The organism is Mesorhizobium sp. M0060 (genome assembly GCF_040323155.1).
In the GTDB taxonomy this organism is placed as follows: Bacteria; Pseudomonadota; Alphaproteobacteria; order Rhizobiales; family Rhizobiaceae; genus Mesorhizobium.
Window position 1 is genome coordinate 17,863 of record NZ_JAMYUP010000023.1, and the last position, 24,945, is coordinate 42,807.

Sequence of the window (24,945 nt, forward strand, 5' to 3'; positions counted from 1 at the left end):
GCAAACGGCAACGCCGCCCAGCATGGCCGAGCGGCGTTGCGATGAATTCTGCGATAAGGCCTTACCGCAGCGCCCCGCCGCAGGCTGCCTATTGCGTCAGCAGCGTTTCCGATGCCCGCTGATTGAAGGCGCACTTGCCGGTCACGAAGTAAGAGAAGTCTGCATTGGAGACTGCTGCCGGTACGGGATTGCCGCCGTCTTCCCAGGCCTGCAAGCTGGTCTGGCCGCATGGCACGGCGGTGAAGATGTCGACGACCTGACCGGTCGCGACCTCGACCATGTCGGTCGGGCTTGTGCCCATATAGAGCCGGTTCGATGTCGCCGGATCGTTTGACTTGAGCACGGTTGGCTGCGGCGGGTTGGCCGAAGCAGCGGACGGCACATCCATCTGCAAATACAACTGGTCCATCAGGCTGACGTCGATCACCGCGCCGGCTCCGGTCGCGGGAAACGTGGTGGTGACACAGGTGGTCGCGTATTTCCTGCCATAGGAGTCGGTCTGGACAATCGTGGTGGTGGGCAGGCCGTAGAAGCTGATCACGATCGCGGTCGTGCATACTTGCTGCTGGACCATCGTGCTCGTCGTTCCGTTGACCGTGTACACGGTCGACGTGCCGTAGCCCTTTGGATCGCCAAAATTATTGTATGCGTAGGTGATCTTCATTAGTTTGTTGGCCACCGTGTCACCGAACTTGGTGCCATAGAGCGTCATCGTCTTGCCCCAATAGCCCGAGATCTTGTCGACCTTGAACGTGGCCTGCACCAGCGCCGGCCGCTTTGTCACTGCCGACGCGACGCCGACCTGCACCGTGTTGATCTTGGCGATCTGCATGAAACTGGTCGGCATGGCAAAACCGGCCGAAGCCTTGATGCTGGCGGTGCCGTCGGCGGCGACGACGAAGCTGTCGAGCTTGGCTGTGCCTTGCCCGCCATTGGCCAGATATGAGTCCTGCAGGCTTACTTGGCGGTCCGCCAATGACGTGGTCGTCGCCAGCGTGGTGATCGACAGCGACGCTGCATCGAGCGCGTTCTGCATCGAGGCCTTGGTTGAAACCGCCGAGGTATAGTCGATGGAAAAACCCAATGCGACAACCATCGGGATAAGCAAAATGGCGAGCATTGGCGCGAACGAGCCGCTCACCGATTTGAGAAATTTGCGTGCTGACAGCGGCATTCCGATCCCCCGAAACGGCGATAGGCCGGTGGGCTATCACGCCGGGCGCAAACTATGCTCTAATCTCATGGATCAAAGTTTAACGACTTTGGCCCCCGCCGCCGCACCCGCGCCCCGCCGCTTGCCGATGCATCGTGCCCCTGCTAAAGCGCGCCGCATGACCACGCCGATCAAAAACATCCGCAATTTCTCCATCGTTGCCCATATCGACCATGGCAAATCCACGCTTGCCGACCGGCTGATCCAGTCGACCGGCGGGCTGGAGCTGCGCGACATGAAGGAGCAGGTGCTGGACTCGATGGATATCGAGCGTGAGCGCGGCATCACCATCAAGGCGCAGACGGTGCGGCTGAAGTACCACGCCAACAACGGCGAGGACTATATCCTCAACCTGATCGACACGCCCGGCCATGTCGACTTCGCCTATGAAGTGTCGCGTTCGCTGGCCGCCTGCGAGGGCTCGCTGCTGGTCGTCGACGCTTCGCAAGGCGTCGAGGCACAGACGCTGGCCAATGTCTACCAGGCGATCGACAACAACCACGAGATCGTCGTGGTGCTGAACAAGGTCGACCTGCCCGCCGCCGAGCCCGAGCGCATCCGCGAGCAGGTTGAGGAGGTGATCGGCATCGATGCCTCCAACGCCGTGCTGATTTCGGCAAAGACCGGCCTCGGCATTCCCGACGTGCTGGAAGCCATCGTCAACGATCTGCCGCCACCGCGCGAAGGCGACATCACGGCCCCGCTGAAGGCGATGCTGGTCGACAGCTGGTACGACGCCTATCTCGGCGTCATCGTGCTGGTCCGCATCATCGACGGCGTGCTGAAGAAGGGCCAGACCATCCGCATGATGGGCACCGGCGCCAAGCACCTGGTCGAGCGCACCGGCGTCTTCACCCCGGCCCGCATCAATGTCGACGAGCTCGGTCCCGGCGAGTTCGGCTTCTTCACCGGCTCGATCAAGGAAGTCGCCGACACCCGCGTCGGCGACACCATCACCGAGGACAAGCGCTCGACGGCAAGTGCCCTGCCCGGCTTCAAGCCGGCGCAGCCAGTGGTGTTCTGCGGCCTGTTTCCGGTCGACGCCGCCGATTTCGAGGATTTGCGCGCCGCGGTCGGCAAGCTGCGCCTCAACGACGCGTCCTTCTCGTTCGAAATGGAAACCAGTGCGGCACTCGGCTTCGGCTATCGCTGCGGCTTCCTCGGCCTGCTGCATCTCGAAATCATCCAGGAGCGGCTGGAGCGCGAATTCAACCTCGACCTCATCGCCACCGCACCTAGCGTCGTCTATCGCCTGCTGTTGAACGACGGCTCGGTCAAGGAACTGCACAACCCGGCCGACATGCCCGACGTGGTCAAGATCTCGGCCATCGAGGAGCCATGGATCCGCGCCACCATCCTGACCCCGGACGAGTATCTCGGCGGTATCCTGAAACTCTGCCAGGACCGGCGCGGCATCCAGTTCGATCTCTCCTATGTCGGCAAGCGCGCCATGCTGATTTACGATCTGCCGCTTAACGAGGTGGTGTTCGACTTTTACGACCGGCTGAAGTCGATCTCAAAGGGCTACGCCTCCTTCGACTATCACCTAACCGACTACAAGGAAGGCGACCTGGTGAAGATGTCGATCCTGGTCAATGAGGAGCCGGTCGACGCGCTGTCGATGCTGGTCCACCGCACAGCGGCGGAAAAGCGCGGCCGCCAGATGTGCGAGAAGCTGAAGGAGCTGATCCCGAACCATCTGTTCAAGATCCCGATCCAGGCGGCCATCGGCGGCAAGGTCATCGCCCGCGAAACGATCTCGGCGCTGCGCAAGGATGTCACCGCCAAATGCTACGGCGGCGACGTCTCCCGCAAGCGCAAGCTGCTCGACAAGCAGAAAGAAGGCAAGAAGCGGATGAGGCAGTTTGGCAAGGTGGATATCCCGCAGGAGGCGTTTATCCAGGCGCTGAAGATGGGCGATTGAGGAGCCGGTCGGGCGTCGGCGCGAAGCGTGGCGCCGAGACATCGATCCAGTGAATCGATGGCAGGCTTCGAAAGCGGGGAGCTGCCGGAGGCAGCTGGCTCCCACCAGCGCGACGCTGAAGCTGCACGATCAAGCCATCGGTGCCGCGCCACGCCGCTCAAGCGCGGTCTTGCGGATGATTTCCGCGATCTCCGGGCTGCTGCTGCACAGCATCTGGAAATCCGCCGCGTGCAGCGACAGGAGTGAGACCGCTGTTGCGGCGCTGACGGTCGCCATACGCGGTTCGCCGCTGATCAGCGCCATCTCGCCGAAGAAGGCGCCGGGGCCAAGCTCCACCGGGTTCGGCATCACGACGCTGACGCGCCCCTCCACGACGAAGAACATCCGATCACCGGTCTCGCCACTGCGGCAGATCACGGCGCCCGCCGGCAAATTACGAGGTCTTAACGCTCGCACGATCTCGACCAGCGCGGCCGGGCCAAGCTTCTGAAACAACGGCACGCCGGCAACCAATTGCCAATTGCGGACGAAATCCTCGCGACGGATTTCTTGATAGAAGCCGGAGGCAAGAATGCCAGCCCAGAGCGCGAAGATGCCGATGCCACACATCATGACCGCCCCGGCAAGGACGCGGCCGTCGAAACTTTGCGGAATAGCGTCGCCATAGCCGGTGGTGGACAGCGTGACCACCGCCCACCACATTGCCTGGGGGATGCTGCCGAACTTTTCCGGTTGGATGTCGCGCTCGATGACATAGGCCGCGAGCGCGACACCGAACAGAACGACGCCGAAGAGCGTGGTGACGCCGATCAGGTTGCGCGCTTCGTTGGCCAGCACCCTGCCCAGCACCGGGAAGAAGGTCGAGTCGCGCAGCGGCTTCAGCAGCCAGACAGCACAGTAGAGGCTCCGGTCGGGCGTGCCGTCGAGCAGAAATGCGGCGAGTGGAACCAAAACCGCGAGCACATCGATTGCGATTGCCGGCGTCCTGTCTCGAAGGTCTGCCGCCCGGCGCTTGAGCAGCGTCTCGGCCATCTGCAGAAGATAGGCGCCCCAAATGACAGCGAGCACGGCAGTCAGAGCCAGTCTGCTTCGTCCGGACATGTTCGGCATCGTGAGCGCAGCCACCGCCAGAAGCCCAGGCGCAGCCAGCACCGCGTTTAGCGGCGCGTAAATTCTTAAGAAAGGCAGTGCCGACATTCTATGCCCACGAGCGGCTACTATCCTCCAAAATAGGATGCCTTCGAGGCAAGCGTAAAGGTGCTTACTGTCGCCACGCCGATATCGGTTCTCGGCAAGGCTGACTTTGTCGACTGTGGGCGCTGCGGGCCGCTCTCTCGATAGTCTCCGCTTTTTTCTCCTTCACTCCCTTGTCAATTTCGAGTTGACACCGGAGCCGCGTGGGCAAGTCAAACAGGCGAGAGTGCCTCGCCATCGGCGGCGCCTCGGGCCTTGCCGGCACCTCGCCCTGTCGATGCTGGTCCACCGCACCGCGGCGGAAAAGCGCGGCCGCCAGATGTGCGAGAAGCTGAAGGAGCTGATCCCGAACCATCTGTTCAAGATCCCGATTCAGGCGGCGATCGGCGGCAAGGTCATCGCCCGCGAAACCATCTCGGCGCTGCGCAAGGATGTGACGGCCAAGTGCTACGGCGGCGACGTCTCGCGCAAGCGCAAGCTGCTCGACAAGCAGAAAGAGGGCAAGAAGCGGATGCGCCAGTTCGGCAAGGTGGATATCCCGCAGGAGGCGTTTATCCAGGCGCTGAAGATGGGCGATTGAGGAGCCGGTCGGGCGTCGGCGCGAAGCGTGGCGCCGAGACATCGATCCGGTGAATCGATGGCAGGCTTCGAAAGCGGGGGAGGCAGCGGCCCCCCGCCAGCGCGACGTTGACGCTGCACGATGGGGACTGTTCTCGGGACGGCAGGGTGATCTTCAAACCAGATTAAGGGTGCCTGCAAGCCGTCGCGCCTAGCACCATCCAAGCGGTAAGCAGAGGCGATACGTCGGGCTTTTGGGGATTTCAAATTGCGCAAATATGTCTTGCTGTTTCTCGGTCTTTGCATCGATTACTTTGGGTGAACGCGGCAGTCGTTCTGGCCGACCGGTTGTTTCCAGGCGTTGCGGAGACCGTTCTCGGTCAGCCGACGTCGTGGGCGGCCCGCACCGTCTTTTCGCTGATCCTGCTCAGCCTTGCCCGGGTGGCAAACGCTTCGGTAGGCGAATGGCTGCTGGCTTACGCACTCGCCGAGCACCGGACCAGCTTACGCCAGTGGCCCAACCTTCTGCTTGGCACACTCGGCTTCGTGTCCGGTATCTGGTACCTGCTACGCCTAACCGAACCTGGCGACGGCATGCCGTTCCCTGTTCATGGTCGAGGACACACCACTTAAGATCACGACGGTTGCGCTCTACGGTGCGCTCTATGGCTGGGGTGGCGTGATGCTGTTGAGATTCGAGCCAAGGGCAAAGCTCTACAACGCCCTGCTGTTCGCATCGACCTTGCCATTGGCCGGAATAAACCAATTGTTTTCCCATGATGCGCTGGTTGCCTCGATCGTGGCGCGCGCAAACAGCCATGGCCGACCCTTTACGACGGAAAAAGCGGAGGTCTATGCCCGCCTGTCGATCTACTACGCAATTCTCCTTGTCGCGATGATGCTGGCGATCTTGTATTTTTGCCGGGAGCGGCCGGGCACTGCTGTCGAAAGGTCGCTCAAAGGCTCGCCGAATAGCCGGGCGTAGTCCTATCGTCTCTCGCCGCTTCAGGGCTCAATCTCGTCCAATATCCGCGCCGCTCGAAATCCGCGACAGCGCTACCGGAAAATCTTCCCTGCGGTCGGGCCGTTCACGATATGGTTGATTTCGGCCCGCATAAGCCCACCTTTTGAGAATACCCCATCCTGAAGTATTCTTAGACGGCTGGGGAGACATCAATGCGTTCCACCTTGGACACCATCGCCGCGATCGGCCTCGCCATTGGCGGCGCTTTCGGCCTTGCCGGCACCTTCGTGGAGAGCGCTGAGCTTCGCGAAACACTCTGGATGATCGACGGCGTGGCACTCGTAGTGGCAGCCGCTCTGTTGACGATGAAGTATCAGCGGCTGGGCAACGACTGCGTAGCGGCCGGATTTTTGATTTTCGTTGCCGGCGAGAGCCTGCTGCTCGCCGGCAATGCGGCAGGCCTCCAGGCCAGCGTTCCCGCCTATGTCGGGGGCATCTCGCTTTGGGCGGCCGCCCTCATCATGGTTAGCGTCCCGAATACCTTCGCTCTGTGGATGCGGCTTACCGCTGTCGTGGCGGCTGTGCTGTTCGTCGTGTCGGCGGGGCTGATCCTGTGGGGTGCGCCTTTGCTGCCGACGTCGGCGCCCTTGCCGGCTGCCGGATATCCGTTTCTGGTCCTCACATTCATCGGCTGGATCTGGACCCTGGTGAAGCCGAGCCGATGAGTCGATGACCCAGTCGGGCCGCCCCCTCTCCGGTTTGCTTCGCAAACCACCTCACCCCCACTTTGTGGGGGCGAGGAAACGCCAATCGCCTACGCTGCGCCCTTGCTAGTCTTGGGTTCCTCGCCCCGGCGATGCGGGGGAGAGGTGGCCGCGAAGCGGCCGGAGAGGGGTCTTAACAACGCGGCGCCTTTCGCGGAGCGGAAATGCCGCAATCGCCTCTTCCACCCTTCAACCCGGCATGCCATGCTCACCCTCGCGGCCGGGCAGGCCGTTTCATTCCGGGGGGAATTGCAATGTCGTCTTACACGTTCGCGCGCCGCGCTGCCGCGGCGCTCTTCATCGTCGCGCTTTTTTCGCCCGTCGCACATGCCGGCGATGTCACCTTCGAGATCAAGAACAGCCATCCCAACGCCATGCGCGTCGAGCTCTACAGCCAGGACCGCGACCATGTCTGGCCGGGCGACAATCAGGACTATTATCTCAACGACGGCGAGACCAAGTCGATCCCGCTGTCCTGCAATGACGGCGAATCGATCTGCTACGGCGCCTGGGTCGATGGTGACGAGAATACCTATTGGGGTGTCGGCCCCGCCAACACCGAAAAATGCGACGATTGCTGCTACACCTGTAGTGGCGGCGAGACCGAGGAAATCGATCTGGTTCCGTGAGCTGCCCGTCTCAAGTGCCCCTCACCCGGATTGCCGACCGAATTGCGAAGGGCAATTCGGGGCAATCCGACCTCTCCCCGAGGGGAGAGGAGGTCGCCTGCGCTGGCGCCAGGCTCTTCTCCCCGGCGGGAAGAAGGTGGCCGCCCACGGGTCTTGCCCTCCGGCAAGCCCGAGGACAGGCTCAGCGACCGGCTGAGGGGGATTTCATAGGCGATTGCTCCATCCTTGCGGGGGAGAAGCCAGCGCAAAGCGGGCAGGGGCGCGCTGTCCCGCCAACGTCAGGCCGACAACGCCAGAATTTCAAAGCCGAAACAAAAAACCCGCCTCGGCGGGCGGGTCGTCGGCGCCAATTGGCACCATATCCAAATTAGTAGCATAGCTGCCGGCACAAAGCAAGAACAAAATGTGGTGCTGCGAGCAAAAAATGCGAATTCCCTTCCCGCCGCGCCCGAGGTCGGCCCTCACGAGGGGGAGAATGCTGCCTTGACGTCGTCCTGACTGTCGCCATAGCGTAGTCCGACAGGAGATCCCACCCATGGCAGTGGTCGAAGGCGAGAAGATCGACGTCGGCTTTTCGGGAAAACGTTGCATCCATTCGCGCAACTGCGTGCTTGGCGATCCGCATGTTTTCGTGCCCAACGCGCCCGGCCAGTGGATCCATCCGGATGCGGCCAGCGTCGAGAAGATCGTGGCGCTCGCCGAAGGCTGTCCGTCCGGCGCCATCACCTATCTCCGCAAGGATGGCGGGCCGCAGGAACAGCCGCCTGTGGTCAACACCGTGCGCATCCGGGAAAACGGCCCGCTGGCGCTGCATGCCGAGATCGTGATGGGCGGCGAGAATTTCTATCGCGCCACGCTCTGCCGCTGCGGCGCCTCGGAAAACAAGCCGTTCTGCGACGGCAGCCACAACAAATCAGGTTTTTCCGCCACCGGCGAGCCGCCGCTGAAGGATACGCCGGCGCTGGAAGTGCGAGATGGCCCGCTGACCGTCACACCGACGACCAACGGCCCGCTCAAGCTCGAAGGCAATGTCGAAATCGTCACCGGCACCGGCCACACGGTCGATCGCACGCAGCGCACCTTCCTCTGCCGCTGCGGCCACTCCGCCAACAAGCCGTTTTGTGACGGGTCGCATAAGCGCGTGGGGTTTGTGGGGTAGCCTAGCGATCTCCCCCCTCGAGGGGGAGATGGCCGGCAGGCCAGAGGGGGTCGTCTCGCGTGGAGCGTCATCGTCCTCCGCCGGCGACAGGAGGGTCGCGTCAGGACGTACCGACCCCCTCTGTCGCCTTCGGCGACATCTCCCCCCTCGAGGGGGGAGATTACGCTGCCTTGGCCCAGCCATCGCGGCTTTATCGGCCCGTTCATATCCGCTAAGGGGCGGGGCAAGAGAATTCTCCGGGCCCGCCAATGACCGCCAAGACCAAATCCCAGCATCTTCCCAAGGTGCCCCTGTTCCTCGGCATCGACACCGGCGGCACTTACACCGACGCCGTGCTGTGGTCGGAGGCCGGCGGACCAAGCGGAAAAGTGCTGGCCAAGGCCAAGGCGCTGACGACGCGCCATGACCTGGCGGTCGGGATATCCGGCGCGGTCGATGCGGTGCTCAAAATGGCCGGCACCGACCCGGCGGCGATCAAGCTGGTGTCGATGTCGACGACGCTCGCCACCAATGCGCTGGTCGAGGGCCAGGGCGGCCGCGTCGCGCTGGTGATGATCGGCTTTGCCGAGGGCGATCTCGCCCGCGACGGGCTGAAAGCGGCGCTCGGCACCGATCCGGTGGTGTTCTGCGCCGGCGGCCATGACGTTCACGGTAATGCGGCAATGCTCGATTTGTCCGGGCTGGAGGCAGCTTTACCCGAGCTGGAAAAATCGGTGTCCGGCTTTGCCGTCTGCGCCTATTTCGCCACCCGCAATCCGGCGCATGAGCTCACCGCTCGCGACCTGATCCGCGACAGGACCGGCCTGCCGGTCACCGCCAGCCACGAGCTGTCGGCCAAGCTCGGCGGTCCGCGCCGGGCGCTGACGACATTGCTCAATGCCAGGCTGATCTCGATGATCGATCGGTTAGTCGCGGCAACCGAAGGCTTTCTCGCCGCCCGCGGCATTGCCGCGCCCCTGATGGTGGTGCGCGGCGACGGCGCGCTGGTCTCGGCCGCCTTCGCCCGCCAGCGGCCGATCGAGACGATCCTGTCCGGCCCGGCCGCCAGCCTTGTCGGCGCCCGCCATATGACCGGCCTCGACAATGCTATCGTCTCCGACATCGGCGGCACCACAACCGATGTCGCCGTGCTCGACGGGGGCCGTCCCAGGCTCGATCCGGAAGGCGCCACCGTCGGCGGGTTCCGCACCATGGTCGAGGCCGTCGCCATGCGCACTTTTGGGCTGGGCGGCGATTCCGAAGTGGCGCTGGAGGACGGCGCGCTCAACCCGAAAATCCTGCTCGGGCCGCGCCGCCTGGTGCCGCTGGCGCTGGCCGGCTTGATGCATGGCGAGGCCGTCACGGCGGAGCTCGAACGCCAGCTGCGCGCGCCCAATCCCGGCCGCATGGATGGCCGCCTCGCGGTGCGCACCGGCGTGCCGGAGCGGCTCGCCGCTGGGTTGACCGGCGCCGAAGCCAAGCTCTACGAGCTGATCGGTGCTGTGCCGCAGGCTCTCGACAGATTGCTGGCCTCGAATGCCCAGAACGCCACCTTGAACCGGCTGGTGTCGCGCGGGCTGGTGCAGATTGCCGGCTTCACGCCGTCGGATGCGGCGCATGTGCTGGGCAAGCAGGCCAATTGGGATCCGGCCGCGGCGCGTCTGGGTGCCGAGCTGTTCGCGCGCAAGCGCGACGGCCGCGGCCAGTTCATCGCCGCCTCACCGGAGGCGGTCTCGGAACGGGTGCTGACCACGCTGACCCGTCTGTCGGCCGAAGTCATCCTCGAAACCGCGTTTGCCGAGGATGGGCTGGATGGCGCCGCGACCGTCGCCCACGCGCTGGTCCAGCGCGCCGTCGACGCGCATCCCGGCATCGCTCGTCTCAGCGTCGCGCTCGACCGCCCGGTCATCGGCCTCGGCGCCTCGGCGCCGCTGCATTATGCTGGCCTCGCCGAGCTGGTCGGCAATGACTGCTTGGTGCCTGAGGATACCGACGTCGCCAACGCGCTCGGCGCCGTCGTCGGCCAGGTCCGGGTTTCGGCCGAAGCGCGGGTCAGCCAACCCAAGGAAGGGCTGTTCCGCCTCGCCTCAGGTGAAAGCGTGCGCGATTTCAATGACGAAGCGGCGGCGATCGCCGCGGCCGAGAAAGATGTGCGGGCGATTGCCGCCGGGCGAGCGAGGGCCGCCGGCACCGACAGCGCCGAGATCGAGATCGCCAGCGAATTCCGCGTCTCGACCGTCGAGGGCCAGCGCATGTTCATCGAGGCGCATGTCGTGGCCGTGGCATCGGGCAGGCCAAGGATTGCGGTGTGATGCTGCCAATCTCCCCCCTCGAGGGGGAGATGTCGCCGAAGGCGACAGAGGGGGTCGCCGCGCATGAACGCGACCCCTTCTTTGCACCACAGGGCGTCGCGCCCCACGCGAGGCGACCCCCTCTGGCCTGCCGGCCATCTCCCCCTCAAGGGGGGAGATCGGCGGCGAAAACGCCCTACCTTAACCCTGAGCCGAATTGACCCTGCCACCGTGACATGCCAAAGGCCCGGCCTAGCCTTTCGCCTGGAGAAGCCCTGATGACCGATCGCGTCGAGATCGCCGGATTGCGGATTGCCCGCGAGCTTCATGATTTCGTCGCCGGTGAAGCGCTGCCGGGCACCGGCATCACGGCAGACGCCTTCTGGAGCGGTTTTTCGGCGATCGTCCATGATCTCTCGCCAAAAAACCGGGCGCTGCTCGGAAAACGCGACGCCATGCAGGACAAGCTCGACCGCTGGTATCGCGACAATGGCGCGCCCGTCGACATGGAGGCCTACAAGAGCTTCCTCCGCGAGATCGGCTATCTCCTGCCCGAGGGGCCGGCGTTTAGCGTGACCACCGAAAATGTCGATCCAGAGATCGCGCTGGTGGCCGGGCCGCAGCTGGTGGTGCCGGTGATGAATGCGCGTTATGCGCTGAATGCCGCCAATGCGCGCTGGGGCTCGCTCTACGATGCGCTCTACGGCACCGACGCCATCCCGGAGACCGACGGCGCCGAGCGAGGCAACAAATTCAATCCGGCGCGCGGCGCCAAGGTCGTTGCCTGGGCGAAGAGCTTTTTCGACGAGGCGGTGCCGCTCACGTCAGGCAAATGGGCCGGCGTCAACGGGCTTTCAGTCGCCAACGGCATGCTGCGGCTGGGCGAGGGCGGCGGTGTCACCACGCTTGCCGACCCCAGGCAGTTTGCCGGTTATCGCGGCGATGCCGCCAATCCCGACAACGTCCTGCTCACCAAGAATGGCCTGCACATCGAAATCGTCATCGACCGCAACAACCAGATCGGCCGCACCGATCCGGCAGGCATTGCCGATGTCGTGCTGGAATCGGCGCTGACTACCATCCAGGACTGCGAGGATTCGGTCGCCGCGGTCGATGCAGAAGACAAGGTGCTGGTCTACCGCAACTGGCTCGGCCTGATGAAGGGCGACCTTGCCGAGGAGATCACCAAGGCCGGCAAGAGTTTTGTCCGAAGGCTCAACCCCGACCGCACCTACACCGCGCCCGATGGCGGCACGCTGACCTTGCCCGGCCGCTCGCTGATGCTGGTCAGGAATGTCGGCCACCTCATGACCAATCCGGCGATATCGGACCGCGACGGCAACGAGGTGCCGGAAGGCATCATGGATGCGGCGCTGACGGCGCTGATTGCGCTGCATGACATCGGCCCGAATGGCCGCCGGCAAAACTCCCGTGCCGGCTCGATGTACATCGTAAAACCCAAGATGCACGGGCCGGAGGAAGTCGCCTTCGCCGTCGAGATTTTCGACCGTGTCGAGGCGCTGATCGGCATGGCGAAAAACACCATCAAGATGGGCATCATGGACGAGGAGCGGCGCACCACCGTCAACCTCAAGGAGGCGATCCGCGCCGCGAAGGAGCGCGTCGTGTTCATCAACACCGGCTTCCTCGACCGCACCGGCGACGAGATCCACACCTCGATGGAAGCCGGCCCGATGATCCGCAAGGGCGACATAAAGCAGGCCGCCTGGATTGCCGCCTACGAAGCCTGGAACGTCGACACCGGGCTGGAATGCGGGCTGGCCGGTCACGCCCAGATCGGCAAGGGCATGTGGGCGATGCCCGATTTGATGGCGGCGATGCTGGCCGAGAAAATCGCGCATCCCAAGGCCGGCGCCAACACCGCCTGGGTGCCGTCGCCGACGGCAGCGACGCTGCACGCCACCCATTATCACAAGGTCGACGTCCATGCCGTGCAAGCTGCGCTGAAGAGCCGGCCCAAGGCAAAACTCGACGACATCCTTTCGGTGCCCGTCGCGGTCCGGCCGAACTGGTCTCAGGCGGACATCCAGAAGGAACTCGACAACAACGCGCAGGGAATTCTGGGCTATGTCGTGCGCTGGATCGACCAGGGCGTCGGCTGTTCGAAAGTGCCGGATATAAACGACGTCGGCCTGATGGAGGACCGCGCCACGCTGCGCATTTCCTCGCAGCACATTGCCAACTGGCTGCATCACCGCGTCTGCACGCCCGAGCAGGTGATGGAAACGATGAAGCGCATGGCGGCGATCGTCGACCGCCAGAACGAAGGCGATCCACTCTACCGGCCGATGGCACCCGATTTCGACAACTCCATCGCGTTCCTCGCCGCCTGCGACCTCGTCTTCAAGGGCCGCGTCCAGCCCAATGGCTACACCGAGCCGGTGCTGCACGCGAGGCGACTGGAGTTGAAGGCGGAGCGGAGCGCCTGAGCCGGCAAGCACGATGCGCGGAGGGTCGGGCGCCGGCATCCCCCTTCCCCTTGAGGGGAGGGTGGCCCGAAGGGCCGGGAGGGGTCCTGCGTGAAGTGCGCCGACTCCCATTCCGTCGACAAGGACGGGAACGAGGATTGTCTTAGCGACCGATACTCGGTGCCACTTTGATCTGCCGCATATGGCGCAGGCGTTGAAGGCCGAGCGTCTCACCGGCGACCCCACCCGGCCGCTTCGCGGCCACCCTCCCCTCGAGGGGGAGGGAAACGCTACGCCGCCTGCGCCATCCGTTCCGAACTCATGCGGTAGGAAATCGCTTCGGCCAGATGGATGCGGCCGACCGCTTCGCTGGCCTCGAGATCGGCCAATGTCCGCGCCACCTTCAGCACCCGGTGGTAGGCGCGTGCTGAAAAGCCGAGCTTTTCGCTGGCATCCCTGAGCAGCGACAGGCCGGCGGCATCGGGCATGGCGATTTCCTCGATGACCGACGGCGAGCAATGCGCGTTGGTGGTGGCGGTCGCGCCGAGCCGCTCGAAACGCTCGCGCTGGATCGTCCGGGCGCGTGCCACGCGAAGTGCCACAGCGGCACTCTTCTCCGCCCGGTCGGGCCGGATCAAATCGCTGGCCGAGACCGCCGGCACCTCGATCCTGAGGTCGATACGGTCGAGCAGCGGGCCGGAAATGCGCGCCTGGTAGTCGGTGCGGCAGCGATCGCCGCGCAGGCAGCGATAACCCGGCTCGCCGGCCATGCCGCAACGGCACGGGTTCATCGCTGCGACCAGCTGGATACGCGCCGGATAGGTGACGCGATGATTGGCCCGCGCGATCATGCAGTCGCCGGTCTCGAGCGGCTGGCGCAGTGCATCGAGCGCCTGCGGCGAGAATTCCGGTATTAGGTAGCAGTTACACCCTAGGTGTAACAGCTACCTAATGCCGGAGAATTCCGGAAACTCGTCGAGGAACAGCACGCCGTGATGGGCGAGCGAGGCCTCGCCCGGCCGCACGCGCAGGCCGCCGCCGACCATCGCCGCCATCGAGGCCGAATGATGCGGCGCGCGGAACGGCCGCCGGTCGGTCAGTTTTCCTTCGCCAAGCTCGCCGGCCACCGAGGCAATCATCGAGACTTCCAGCAATTCCCTGGGCGCCAGTGGCGGCAGGATCGACGGCAGCCGCTGCGCCAGCATCGACTTTCCCGACCCCGGCGGTCCCACCATCAAAAGATTGTGGCCGCCAGCCGCCGCCACTTCCAGCGCCCGCTTGGCGGTCTCCTGGCCCTTGATGTCGGCAAGGTCCGGCAGGTCGCGCGCCGAAGCATGGATGCCGGCTTCCGGCCGCGACAGGACCTGCGTGCCACCAAAATGATTGGCGATGGCGATCAGGCTGCGCGGCGCCAGAATGTCGAAGTCCTTGCCGGCCCAGGCGGCTTCCGGGCCGCAGGCGAACGGACAGATCAAGCCCTTGCCTTCGGCATTGGCACCGATCGCCGCCGGCAGCGCGCCGGCGACCGCGGCAATAGTGCCGTCGAGCGACAATTCGCCAACCACGACATAGCCGGCCAGCATGTCGCCCGGAATGGCGCCGAGCGCCGCCATCAGCCCGAGTGCGATCGGCAGATCGTAGTGGCTGCCTTCCTTGGGCAGGTCGGCGGGCGCCAGATTGACCGTGACCTTCTTCGACGGCATCGACAGGCCGGAGGCGTGCAGGGCGGCCTGCACCCGCTCGCGGCTTTCGGCCACCGCCTTGTCGGCCAGCCCGACGATGTGCATGTTGACCTTGCCCGGCGCGATCATCACCTGCACGTCGACCGGCACGGCCTCGATGCCCTGGAAAGCAACCGTGCGAACCCGCGCCACCATGTCTTCACCCCGGCTGCAGGCTTGCCCCCTGCGATCATGCCGCGAACGGCGTCACCGGAGACAACCACAGATTTTGGGCGAAGGCAAGAACATTTGGGGAACGGACGTCCGTCAAAGCAATGACCTCGGCCTGACAATGCAAGTGACGGCAGCGAGGCTGGGCTCGTCGAGAAGGCATATATTTTAGCTACTGCTTATTATTTTGGCGCTAAATGAGATATAAATCCGGCAGCGGTTCCGACAATCGCAACGCCAGGTTCCGCGTCGAGTACAGGGGAGGATGCTATGGCCGATGGTGGAATGAACGTCACGAAATTTGCAGCCAAGTCTCACGATACCCCGGATGAAGTTCGGGCGCCCGACAAGACACGCGTCGAAGTGGTGCGGCTTCCCGGGTTCACTCTCGGGCGGCTCAATATGGAGCCAGGATGGAAATGGTCCGAGTGTGTGAAGCCGGTCGTCAAGACGGACAGCTGTCAGGTGTCGCATGTCGGCTACGTCGCATCCGGAACCATCACCGTCAGATTGGATGACGGAACACAGAAAACTTTCGAGCAAGGCACGTCCTATACAATTCCGCCCGGCCACGACGCCTGGGTGGAAGGCAACGAGCGCTTTGTGTGCCTCGAAGTCATGAGCGCCGAGCAGTACGCCAAACCAGCGTAGGGCAGCGGGGTCTATTTTCTCCGCTTCTTCTCCACCGCATCCCAGAACAGGCTGGCGATGTCGGCGCCGCCGAAGCGCTGTACCTCGCGCACGCCAGTCGGCGATGTCACGTTGATCTCGGTCATGTAGTCGCCGATGACGTCGATGCCGACGAGGATGAAGCCGCGCTCTCTCAGCGACGGGCCGATGCGGGCGCAGATCTCACGCTCGCGGTCCGTCAATTCGGTTTTTTCGGCGCGGCCGCCGACATGCATGTTGGAGCGGGAATCGTGCTCGGCCGGCACTCGGTTGATGGCGCCGACCGGCTCGCCGTCGATCAGGATGATGCGCTTGTCGCCGGCGCGCACCTCCTTCAGGTAACGCTGCACGATATAGGGTTCGCGGAACATCTGGCCGAACATTTCGAGCAGGGAGGCAAGGTTGCGGTCGGCCTCGTGCAGGTGAAAGATGCCGGCGCCGCCATTGCCGTAGAGCGGCTTGATGATGATGTCGCCGAACTCCTTGCGGAACGCGGCGACCTCCAGCGGGTCCTTGGTGATCAGCGTCGCCGGCATCAGGTCGGAAAATTCGGTGACGAAGATCTTTTCCGGGCTGTTGCGTACCCAGGCAGGATCGTTGACCACCAGCGTCTTCGGATGGATACGCTCGAGGATATGCGTAGTGGTGATGTAGTTCATGTCGAAGGGCGGATCCTGACGCAAAAGGATGACGTCCATCTCCGAAAGATCGGTGCGGACTTCTTCGCCCAGCGAATAATGATTGCCCTTCTCGTCGCGGACCTGCATCTCCTCGATGCGGGCAAACACCTTGCCGTCGCGCAGCGACAGCCGGTCGGGCGTGTAGTGGAACAGCTGGTGGCCGCGCTGCTGCGCTTCCAGCGACAGCGCAAACGACGTGTCACCGGCAATCGAGACGGTTGAGACGTGGTCCATCTGGACGGCGATTTTCAGCTTCACGGCAGGTCTCCGGGCGTTCACCGACAGCGATATACGGAACTCGGCGCCTTCTGCCAATCGGTCAGCTTGTTATGGGGCCGCGCTTCGCTTGGCGCAGAGCCCAACGCGATGTGCCTTCAGCGGTCGAAGACCAGCTTGGAATAGCCGAGGAAGGAAAGCGCCATGGCAACCAGCGAGGCAACCGCAAGGGCCGCGAGCGGCGGCACCATCGGCAGCGCGAACAGCATGGCGCAATAGACGAGATAATTGACGACGCTGGTGGCGATGCCGACGCCGCCATAGCGTGCGCCCTCCCGCGCGATGCCCCGGCTGGAAGGCGAGAAGGTCAGATGGCGGTTGATCAGCCAGGTAACGGACAGCGCAAAACCGATCGAGATGATGCGAGCCGCGAATGGTCCGAGCGGCGTTGCCGCCAGCACCAGCCATAGCGCCGCCGCATCGGCGACGAAGCCAATACCGCCGGCGACAATGAAGCGGGCGAGGCGTCCCATTTCGACCCTAGGCGGCCCGCGAGGTCTTGCGCGGTTCGGCCTTCTTCAAGGTGGCGAGCGCGCTTGCGCGTTCGCGTTCGACGCGGCCGGAAGGCATCGACAGATAGAAGATGCGCTTCTGCTCGGCTCGGCCGCGCGACACCGAATCGAGGATCAGCCCGGTCACCGCCGCCAGCATCGACAGCAGCAGCAGGCCGACCGACAGCACCCAGGTCGGCATACGCGGCACGAGGCCGGTTTCGGCGAACTCGATCAGCACCGGCGTCATCAGGAACAAGCTCGATGCCAGGAAGAACACCGAAAAAGCGCCGAAGAAACGCAACGGCTGCGTCTCCTTCATCAGCATGGCGAACATCCACAGGATCTTGGCGCCGTCGCGAAAGGTCGACAACTTCGACGAGGAGCCTTGCGGCCGGCGGCCATAATCGAGCCCGATCTCGCTGACCGGCAGTTTGAGCTGCGAGGCGTGCACCGACATTTCGGTCTCGATCTCGAAGCCGCCCGAGACGGCCGGAAAGCTTTTGACAAAACGCCGGGTAAAGGCGCGGTAGCCGGAAAAAATATCGGTGAAGTCCGAGCCGAACAGCCGCTTATAAAGGCTGTTGAAGATGCGGTTGCCGAAGGCATGGCCTGTCCTGCCGGCATCGTCGGTGACGCCGCGCCTTGTACCGACCGCCATATCGGACCGCTCGGTCAGCAGCGTGTTGATCAATTGCGGCGCATCCTCCGGCGCATAGGTGCCGTCACCGTCGGCCATCAGATAGATATCGGCCTCGATGTCGGCGAACATGCGGCGCACGACATTGCCTTTGCCCTGGCGCGGCTCGCGCACCACGGTGGCGCCAGCCGCGCGGGCTCGGAGCGCCGTCAGGTCGCGCGAATTGTTGTCGTAGACATAGATCGCGGCGGAAGGCAGCGTTTCGCGAAAGCGCCGCACCACCTCGGCAATCGTCAGCTCCTCGTTGTAGCAAGGCAGCAGCACGGCGATGCTCGGCTCATGGCGCACTTCTTGTGGCATTTTCGTCTCCGGATGCCCTGTGAGGCCCCTGACCGCTCAAACGCCGGCCTCGCTCGGGCGGCTTTACTATTTATTGAAGCTGTTAAGGCTAGGTTTAAACCGCCCCGTATTCCTTCCAAAGGTCCTGATATGAGCACAGCCGACGATGGCGCCTCCATTTGGAGGTCCGATATCGCGCTGGCGCTGTTTGCCACGCTGATGGTGCTTGCCGTCAATGCCTTTGCCGGGTTCCCGGCACTGACCGATGCCGGCGGCGACAACGACAATCTGCTGCGCCTTGTCGAAGTTCGCGACATGCTGGCCGGCCAGCGCTGGTTCGATCTCCACCAGTACAGGATGGGCCTGGAAGGCGGTTTCGTCATGCACTGGTCGCGGCTGGTCGATGCACCAATCGCCGCGATCATCATGGCCGTATCGACCCTGACCGGCAGCACGGTCTTTGCCGAGAATGTCGCGCAAGTGCTGTGGCCGGCGCTGCTCTTCTGCCTGACCGTGTTTTTCACCGCCCGAGCCGCACGCAGCTTTGCCGGCGACAGCGCCGTGTTGCCTGCTGTCGTCGTCGCCGCCGCCGCACTGCATTTCATCGGCATCTTTTCGCCTGGCGCGCTCGACCACCATAATGTCCAGCTGATGCTGAGCATGGCCAGCCTGAGCCTGTTGCTTGAAGCGCCACTGCGCAGGCCGGCGGCAGTGCTTTGCGGCCTATGCGTCGGGTTGATGCTGGCTATCGGCATGGAAACCGTCCCTTACGTCGCTGCTATCGGCATCTGTGTCGCCGCGCTGTTCGCCCTCGGCGCCGATAGCGAAAGGTCAATTGCCAGGGATTTCGGCCTCGGGTTTGCCGGCGTCTCCGCTCTCGCCTTTGTCGCCACCATTCCGCCGTCTGCCTGGGGTCAGGCGCAATGCGACGCCTTCTCGACCGTGCAGTTCGTCGTCGCAGCGATTGCCGGAACCGGCCTTGCGGCGATAGCCTCGATCGAGCCCGCCGGCCGCACGTGCGGACGGCGTTTCGCCTCACTTGGCCTGCTTGCCCTGGCATTGGGCACTGTCGTCGTCTTTTTGTTCCCGCAATGCCTGGCAGCGCCCTATGCCAACCTCGATCCGCGCCTCAAGGAGCTATGGCTCGACCACATCGACGAGGCGCAGTCGCTGTTCAACCTGCTCGCCGACGATCCGGCCAGCGTGGCGGCGCGTTATGCCACGCCGCTGGTCGCGCTCGTTCTGATGGCGCTTCGCCTTGGCCGTGGCGGCTGGCGGCGGCAGGACAGCCTTGTCGGCGCGCTGCTTGTCGTGGCCTTCATCGTCAGCGCCTGGCAGGTGCGCGGTTCGACATTCTCGATCGCCTTTGCCGTCATCCCGCTTTCAGCCTGGATTGCCAAATGGCGTCAACGGGCCGAGGTCAGCCCCTCGCGCAGCGTGGCGCTGCGCATGGCCGCCGTCTGGCTGGTTTCGGTGAATGCGGTCTGGACTGGGGCTGCCGCGGCGACCTCGGTAGCCTTCGAAGACAGCAATACCGCGGCCGATAATGGCGATGGCGCCGATGTCGCTTGCCAGCGCATGGCCTCCTTCGCGGCGCTTGGCCGCCTGCCGGGCACCACCGTGCTGGCGATTTCCAATCTCGGATCGCCGATCCTGGCCTATTCCGGACATCGCGTCTTCGCCGGGCCTTATCATCGCAACGTCGCCGGGAACCTGCTGGCGCTCGATGCCTTCCTTGGGTCCGCTGCCGATGCCAAGGCGATCCTGGCGGATCATCAGGTCGGCCTCGTCGCGCTGTGCCCCGGCAGCGCCGAAAGCAAGCTCCTCGCCGCCAAGGCGCCGGCGGGTTTTCTTGCCGGGCTGATACGCGGCAGCGTGCCGGAATGGCTTGAGCCGGTTGCCGAGACCAGCGGAGCCGCCGTCGAATTGTACCGCGTCCGGCTGGGCAGCTGATCGATCGGCGGCCCGTGCGGCCTTTTGTCGGACATAAGTCTTGACAATCCACTCTTTCGCCCTTGCCCGCCCGACATGGCTGGATAGGATGCGCGCCGGCCAGACCGAGATCATTGGACCGGGAGAGAATTCATGATGCCATCGGCGCGCTTTGCCGACCTCGAAGGGGCTTCGGTGCTGATCACCGGCGGCGGCTCCGGCATTGGTGCTGCCTTGACCGAAGGTTTTGTTCGCCAGGGGGCAAAGGTCGCCTTCATTGATATCGCCGACGGTCCGAGCCTGGCGCTGGCCGATCGCATCAAGAAGGAGCTCGGCCGGCGGCCGCTCTATCTCAAGACCGACATACGCGACATCGAGGCATTGCGGCTATCGGCCGCCAGAGCCGCCGAGGCGCATGGCGACGTGACCGTGCTGGTTAACAATGCCGCGCAGGATGACCGTCATGCCGTGGAGGACGTCACGGTGGAGTTCTGGGACAACAACCATGCCATCAACCTGCGCCCGCATTTCTTCAGCGCACAGGCGGTGGCGCCGGGCATGAAGCGGGCCGGCGGCGGCTCGATCATCAACTTCACCTCGACCTCGTTTCTCATCAACCATCCCGATATGCCGGCCTACACCGCCGCCAAGGCCGGCATCGTCGGTCTCACCAAGGGGCTTGCCGGCAAGCTCGGCGTCGATGGCATCCGCGTCAACGCGATCGCACCCGGCTGGGTGATCACCGAGCGGCAGAAGCAGCTCTGGGTCACCGAACAGGCGCTCGCCGCCCACGTTGCCAAGCAGTGCATCAAAGAGGTCATGCAGCCGGAAGACATTGTCGGCACTGTGCTGTTCCTGGCGTCCGATGCCTCACGCATGCTGACTGCGCAAATGCTGATCGTCGACGGGGGTTTCCTGTGATCTCAGCAGACAAGGCAGCTTCCGTCGCGGCCGTCGACTGGGGCACCACCCGTATGAGGGTCTGGCTGCTCGACGGCGCCGGCAAGGTTCTCGCCGAGCGGCGCGGCGATGACGGGCTGATCACCGCCCAGGCTAAAGGGTTTTCGTCCATTCTCGAAGGGCATCTGGCTGCCTTGGGCGCAGCCGAGGCGCTGCCGGTCATCATTTGCGGCATGGCAGGTTCCCGCCAGGGCTGGCTGGAGGCGCCCTATGTCACCGTGCCGGCGCCGATCGGCGCTATTCTCGCCGGCGCTGCCCGCATCCCCGGCCAGCGCCGCGACATCCGCATCGTGCCTGGCCTTGCCCAGCGCCTCGCTGACGCACCCGACGTCATGCGAGGCGAGGAAACGCAGCTTGCTGGCGCCGGTTTGCCGGCAAAGGGGCGACATCTTGTCTGCATGCCCGGCACGCATTCCAAATGGGTGCTGGTCGAAGACAGCGCCGTTGCCGGTTTCGGCACATGGCCGACCGGCGAGCTGTTTTCGGTGCTTGCCGCGCACTCGATCCTGCGCCATTCGCTGGGCGAGGCGCCGAAGCCGGTTGCCGCCGAAAATCCATTTTTCCGGGAGTGGTGCCTGAAGGCATTGGCCGAAGGCGGTGACATCGTTTCAAGACTGTTCTCGATCCGCGCCGCCAGCCTGCTGCAGGATCTGAAGCCGGAAGACGCCGCAGCCTGCCTGTCCGGCCTGCTGATCGGCGGCGAGATCGCTTCGGCAAATCGCCGTTATGGGGCAAGTGCCGTGCCCGTTGTGCTGATCGCGTCGGGCGCACTGGGCACGCTCTACACCGAGGCGCTCGGCCTTGCCCGGCTCGCGGTCAGGGTGGTCGACGCCGACGAGGCGGTGCGTGCCGGCCTTGCCGAAACCGCGCGCGAAAATGGCATGATCGCCAAAAATGGAGTTGCCGCATGACCGAAACTACACCTTTTCCGCAACTCAAGCGTGGACTGGTCGCCATCCTGCGCGGCCTGAAGCCAAGCGAGGCGGTGGCGATCGGCCAGGCGATCTTCGGCGCCGGCATAGAAGCAATCGAGGTGCCGCTCAACTCGCCCGAGCCTTTTGCCTCGATCGCCAGCATTGTCGAAGCGCTTCCTCCGACGGCGCTGGTCGGCGCCGGCACGGTGCTCGGCGCCGCCGATGTCGACGGCTTGCACAAGGTCGGCGGGCGGCTGCTGGTCAGTCCCAACATCGATACCGAGGTGATGGGTCGGGCCATGCAATACGGCATGGTGACGATGCCCGGCGTGTTCACGCCGACCGAGGCATTTCAAGCAATCCGACTCGGCGCCTCGGCACTGAAATTCTTTCCGGCGAGCGTGCTTGGCGCGGCAGGCATTTCGGCCATGCGCGCGGTGCTGCCGGCCAGTGTGCTGGTCGGCGCGGTCGGCGGCGTTTCGGATAAGGATTTTGCCGGCTACAAAGCGGCCGGCGTCACCATCTTCGGTCTTGGCTCCAGCCTGTTCAAGCCGGGCATGAGCGTCGACGAAGTGGCAGCACGGGCAAAGGCTGCCGTCGTGGCCTGGGACGCGGCGTTTGGAGCGGCAGGATGAGCGAGACCATCGTTTCGGTTTTTTCCGACCATGTCTGCCAACTCGGCGAAGGGCCAAGCTATGACCCTGCCACCGACACGCTCTACTGGTTCGACATCGTCAACGGCCAGCTCCTGGAAAAGCGCCTGTCCGGCGGTGCCGTCAAAATCCACGAGCTCGGTCAGATGGCCAGCGCCATCGCCATCATCGACGACCGGCGCCAGCTGATCGCCACCGAGACCGGCCTGCATGTCCGCGACGTCGCGACCGGCAAGCTGACGCTGCACACGCCAATCGAGGCCGACAATACGGTCACCCGCTCGAACGATTCACGCGTTCACCCTTGCGGTGCCCTCTGGGTCGGCACCATGGGCAAGGGCGAGGAGAAGGCCGCCGGCTCGATCTACTGGTTCTTCAAGGGCGAGCTGCGCCGGCTCTATGCCGACGTCACGGTGCCCAATTCGATCTGCTTTTCCGAGGATGGGACGATCGCCTATTACACCGACACCAGCACCGGGCTGTTGATGCGCGTCGGCTGCGATCCGGCGACCGGCCTGCCGGTTGGCGAACCGAAGGTCTTCGTCGACCACCGTTCGGCCAAGGGCTATATCGATGGTTCGGTGCTCGACCTTGACGGCATATTGTGGAACGCTTGCTGGGGCGGCAGCGTCGTCGAAGCCTATGGACCCGACGGCAAGCTTGTCCGTTCGGTGGCGATGCCGGCGACGCAGCCGTCCTGTCCGGCTTTCGTCGGCAGGAATGCCGACCGGCTGGCGGTCACCTCCGCTTGGTCGGGCAAGAGCGAGAAGCAGCGCCTGCTCGACCCGCAAGCCGGCATGACATTTATGCTCGACATTCCAGTCAATGGCCGCCTTGAGCCACGCGTGCTGATTGGCTAGACCATGATCCCGAAAAGTGGGAACCGGTTTTCGGAAAAGATCATGGTCAAACAGGAAGATGGCGCCAGCACTGTCGTGCAGGCGTCCGGCCGACGTCGGTCCCGCGAAAGCCGAATGCATTCGCCGTGCGATGCTAGGCAATCGTGCTGCCGGGAAATCGTTCAATCATGTCAAGCCGCAAGCCGAAGCTGATCCTCATCTACGAGCCGGAAAAGGCCTGCTTCGATCGGCTGGTCGCCGATAACCACGTGCCAGAGCGTGCCGCCGAGATCGCCTCCTATCTGGCGCAATCGACCGACATCGCTGCTGAATTCGACGCACTTGCCGCCGCTTGCCAAAAGCGCGGCCTGTCGTTCGCACCGGTGACGCTCGACGACGCCGCAAGCGTTCTCGCCGGCGAAGACCCGAAGACCACGCTTGTCTGGACGCAGACCGACGGCATCGCTTATTTCCGCGGCGCTGCCGCACCGGCTCTGGCACGGCTGAACGGCCTGAACACGATCGGCGCCGACGATGCGTTGTTCGCGCTCTGCCAGGACAAGTTCCGTTCCGGCGCCGTGCTCGGCGCGCTCGGCTTGCCGATGCCTCAGGCGGGCCTTGCCCGTGACGGCGCCTGGCTGGTCGCGCCACCAGCCTCGCCCGCCGGCTGGTTCGTCAAGCCGAACCGGCTCGGCGCCAAGATCGGTATCTGGCCGGATTCGCGCTCCCACGATCTCGGCCATGCGCTGGAGCTTAGCCGGCGCGTATTCGCCGCCTATCGAGATGATGTCATCGTCCAGCCCTATGTCGCCGGCCGCAACGTGCGTGCCAGCTTTCTCGGGCTGAAGCCGGATGCCGGCGTCGAGGCGCTGGGTATCGCCTTTGTCGATTCGGGCGGCGATTTCCAGACCATGCAGGACAGCCTGGCGCTTTACGGCGATACCGGCGCAGTGGTGAAAGCGGCGGGAACATACACAGAGCCGGTGCTGCTGCCGGTCACGGGTAGCCAGCCTCGGGCTGATGCAAGAATCCGCAGCATCGCCGAAAGCCTGATGGTCGGGCTTGGCCTGCGCGATGTGTTTTCCATCGATTTCCGGGTCGAGGCCGACGACAGCGTCCATCTCATCGAGTTCGAGGTCTGCCCCGGCCTGCCATGCTTCGATTTCCGTAACTATTGCCGTTCGCAGTGGGGCCTGAGCCTCGCCGATGCGATGGCTGAAACTGCGATGAACCGCGTTCTCGCCTAAATCCCCTCGACCAAAACGATTTCGCCATCAGCCACCTTCTGGCGGATCGCGACGGCGCGCTGGTATTCGGGCGAGTGGTAGCAGTCATGCGCCGCCGCAAGCGACGGAAACTCGATGATCACGTTGCGGTCTCGGCCCGGCCCCTCGGCCTTTTCATGCGCGCCGCCGCGCGCCAGGAACTTGGCGTCGAAACGGTCGAAGGCCAGCTTGGCGGCGGCGACATAGCCTTTGTAGCCTTCCGCATCGCGCACATCGACGCGAGCGATCCAGTATCCCTTGGGCATGTTTTTTCTCCGAAATGGTTCTGGG

21 protein-coding genes and 2 pseudogenes are annotated in these 24,945 nt (G+C 64.2%); 16 read left to right on the plus strand and 7 right to left on the minus strand.

What is annotated here, in order from left to right:
* Nucleotides 1-88: 88 nt before the first annotated feature.
* Complete coding sequence (locus NKJ94_RS21445) at nt 89-1,174, minus strand: TadE/TadG family type IV pilus assembly protein (protein WP_352527567.1); 1,086 nt, start codon at nt 1,172-1,174, stop codon at nt 89-91.
* A 157-nt stretch (nt 1,175-1,331) separates the two neighbouring features.
* Between NKJ94_RS21445 and lepA the strand changes: the two genes are divergently transcribed.
* Nucleotides 1,332-3,137, plus strand: a complete 1,806-nt coding sequence (lepA, locus tag NKJ94_RS21450) for a translation elongation factor 4 (RefSeq protein WP_352527569.1) — start codon at nt 1,332-1,334, stop codon at nt 3,135-3,137.
* Nucleotides 3,138-3,266: 129 nt separating this feature from the next.
* On the opposite strand, the gene NKJ94_RS21455 is transcribed toward lepA, so the two are convergent.
* The gene (locus NKJ94_RS21455; protein ID WP_352527571.1) at nt 3,267-4,334 is read right to left on the minus strand and encodes a cyclic nucleotide-gated potassium channel; all 1,068 of its coding nucleotides are present in this window, start codon (nt 4,332-4,334) and stop codon (nt 3,267-3,269) included.
* Nucleotides 4,335-4,599: 265 nt separating this feature from the next.
* On the opposite strand from NKJ94_RS21455, the pseudogene NKJ94_RS21460 reads away from it, so the two are divergent.
* The 8 genes and pseudogenes from NKJ94_RS21460 to NKJ94_RS21495 all read left to right on the plus strand — a co-directional run.
* Nucleotides 4,600-4,911, plus strand: a pseudogene (locus NKJ94_RS21460) (elongation factor 4); the annotation flags it as partial.
* A gap of 296 nt (nt 4,912-5,207) precedes the next feature.
* A complete protein-coding gene (locus NKJ94_RS21465) occupies nt 5,208-5,522 on the plus strand; it encodes a hypothetical protein (RefSeq protein ID WP_352527573.1) in 315 nt (104 codons plus the stop codon).
* On the plus strand, nt 5,500-5,874 hold the full coding sequence (locus NKJ94_RS21470) for a hypothetical protein (protein WP_352527575.1): 375 nt from the start codon (nt 5,500-5,502) through the stop codon (nt 5,872-5,874). The genes NKJ94_RS21465 and NKJ94_RS21470 overlap by 23 nt, the downstream gene beginning before the upstream one ends.
* A 191-nt stretch (nt 5,875-6,065) precedes the next feature.
* A complete protein-coding gene (locus NKJ94_RS21475; protein ID WP_352527577.1) occupies nt 6,066-6,578 on the plus strand; it encodes a hypothetical protein in 513 nt (170 codons plus the stop codon).
* A 293-nt stretch (nt 6,579-6,871) separates the two neighbouring features.
* On the plus strand, nt 6,872-7,246 hold the full coding sequence (locus NKJ94_RS21480) for a hypothetical protein (RefSeq protein WP_352527579.1): 375 nt from the start codon (nt 6,872-6,874) through the stop codon (nt 7,244-7,246).
* Between the two features lie 535 nt (nt 7,247-7,781).
* Nucleotides 7,782-8,405, plus strand: coding sequence for a CDGSH iron-sulfur domain-containing protein (locus tag NKJ94_RS21485; RefSeq protein WP_352527580.1), 624 nt, complete (start codon nt 7,782-7,784; stop codon nt 8,403-8,405).
* 248 nt (nt 8,406-8,653) lie between these two features.
* Complete coding sequence (locus tag NKJ94_RS21490) at nt 8,654-10,696, plus strand: hydantoinase/oxoprolinase N-terminal domain-containing protein (protein ID WP_352527582.1); 2,043 nt, start codon at nt 8,654-8,656, stop codon at nt 10,694-10,696.
* 257 nt (nt 10,697-10,953) lie between these two features.
* Complete coding sequence (locus NKJ94_RS21495; RefSeq protein ID WP_352527584.1) at nt 10,954-13,125, plus strand: malate synthase G; 2,172 nt, start codon at nt 10,954-10,956, stop codon at nt 13,123-13,125.
* Nucleotides 13,126-13,394: 269 nt separating this feature from the next.
* Here NKJ94_RS21495 and NKJ94_RS21500 read toward each other — a convergent pair.
* Nucleotides 13,395-14,981, minus strand: a pseudogene (locus NKJ94_RS21500) (YifB family Mg chelatase-like AAA ATPase).
* Nucleotides 14,982-15,266: 285 nt separating this feature from the next.
* Between NKJ94_RS21500 and NKJ94_RS21505 the strand changes: the two are divergent.
* On the plus strand, nt 15,267-15,647 hold the full coding sequence (locus NKJ94_RS21505; protein ID WP_352527586.1) for a cupin domain-containing protein: 381 nt from the start codon (nt 15,267-15,269) through the stop codon (nt 15,645-15,647).
* 11 nt (nt 15,648-15,658) lie between these two features.
* Here NKJ94_RS21505 and gshB read toward each other — a convergent pair whose 3' ends face one another.
* From gshB to NKJ94_RS21520, 3 genes are all read right to left on the minus strand, one after another.
* Nucleotides 15,659-16,603, minus strand: a complete 945-nt coding sequence (gene gshB / locus NKJ94_RS21510; RefSeq protein WP_352527588.1) for a glutathione synthase — start codon at nt 16,601-16,603, stop codon at nt 15,659-15,661.
* 116 nt (nt 16,604-16,719) lie between these two features.
* Nucleotides 16,720-17,094: a GtrA family protein gene (locus NKJ94_RS21515; RefSeq protein ID WP_352527590.1), complete on the minus strand. Its 375-nt coding sequence runs from the start codon at nt 17,092-17,094 to the stop codon at nt 16,720-16,722.
* A 7-nt stretch (nt 17,095-17,101) separates the two neighbouring features.
* Nucleotides 17,102-18,112 (minus strand): glycosyltransferase, encoded by a 1,011-nt coding sequence (locus NKJ94_RS21520; RefSeq protein ID WP_352527592.1) that lies wholly within the window; start codon nt 18,110-18,112, stop codon nt 17,102-17,104.
* 129 nt (nt 18,113-18,241) lie between these two features.
* Between NKJ94_RS21520 and NKJ94_RS21525 the strand changes: the two genes are divergently transcribed.
* The 6 genes from NKJ94_RS21525 (at nt 18,242) to NKJ94_RS21550 (ending at nt 24,636) form a co-directional block, all read left to right on the plus strand.
* Nucleotides 18,242-20,044: a GtrA family protein gene (locus tag NKJ94_RS21525; protein WP_352527594.1), complete on the plus strand. Its 1,803-nt coding sequence runs from the start codon at nt 18,242-18,244 to the stop codon at nt 20,042-20,044.
* A 132-nt stretch (nt 20,045-20,176) separates the two neighbouring features.
* Nucleotides 20,177-20,944 carry an SDR family NAD(P)-dependent oxidoreductase gene (locus NKJ94_RS21530; RefSeq protein ID WP_352527596.1) on the plus strand — a complete coding sequence of 256 codons (768 nt, stop codon included), beginning with the start codon at nt 20,177-20,179 and terminating at the stop codon, nt 20,942-20,944.
* Nucleotides 20,944-21,894: a 2-dehydro-3-deoxygalactonokinase gene (locus NKJ94_RS21535; protein ID WP_502904213.1), complete on the plus strand. Its 951-nt coding sequence runs from the start codon at nt 20,944-20,946 to the stop codon at nt 21,892-21,894. The genes NKJ94_RS21530 and NKJ94_RS21535 overlap by 1 nt, the downstream gene beginning before the upstream one ends.
* The gene (locus NKJ94_RS21540) at nt 21,891-22,532 is read left to right on the plus strand and encodes a 2-dehydro-3-deoxy-6-phosphogalactonate aldolase (RefSeq protein ID WP_352527600.1); all 642 of its coding nucleotides are present in this window, start codon (nt 21,891-21,893) and stop codon (nt 22,530-22,532) included. The genes NKJ94_RS21535 and NKJ94_RS21540 overlap by 4 nt, the downstream gene beginning before the upstream one ends.
* Nucleotides 22,529-23,410 (plus strand): SMP-30/gluconolactonase/LRE family protein, encoded by an 882-nt coding sequence (locus NKJ94_RS21545; protein WP_352527602.1) that lies wholly within the window; start codon nt 22,529-22,531, stop codon nt 23,408-23,410. Before NKJ94_RS21540 ends, NKJ94_RS21545 begins: the two co-directional genes overlap by 4 nt.
* A 167-nt stretch (nt 23,411-23,577) precedes the next feature.
* Nucleotides 23,578-24,636, plus strand: coding sequence for a D-alanine--D-alanine ligase family protein (locus NKJ94_RS21550; RefSeq protein WP_352527603.1), 1,059 nt, complete (start codon nt 23,578-23,580; stop codon nt 24,634-24,636).
* Here NKJ94_RS21550 and NKJ94_RS21555 read toward each other — a convergent pair.
* Nucleotides 24,633-24,920, minus strand: a complete 288-nt coding sequence (locus NKJ94_RS21555) for a DUF1330 domain-containing protein (protein ID WP_352527604.1) — start codon at nt 24,918-24,920, stop codon at nt 24,633-24,635. The genes NKJ94_RS21550 and NKJ94_RS21555 overlap by 4 nt on opposite strands.
* Between the last annotated feature and the right edge of the window lie 25 nt (nt 24,921-24,945).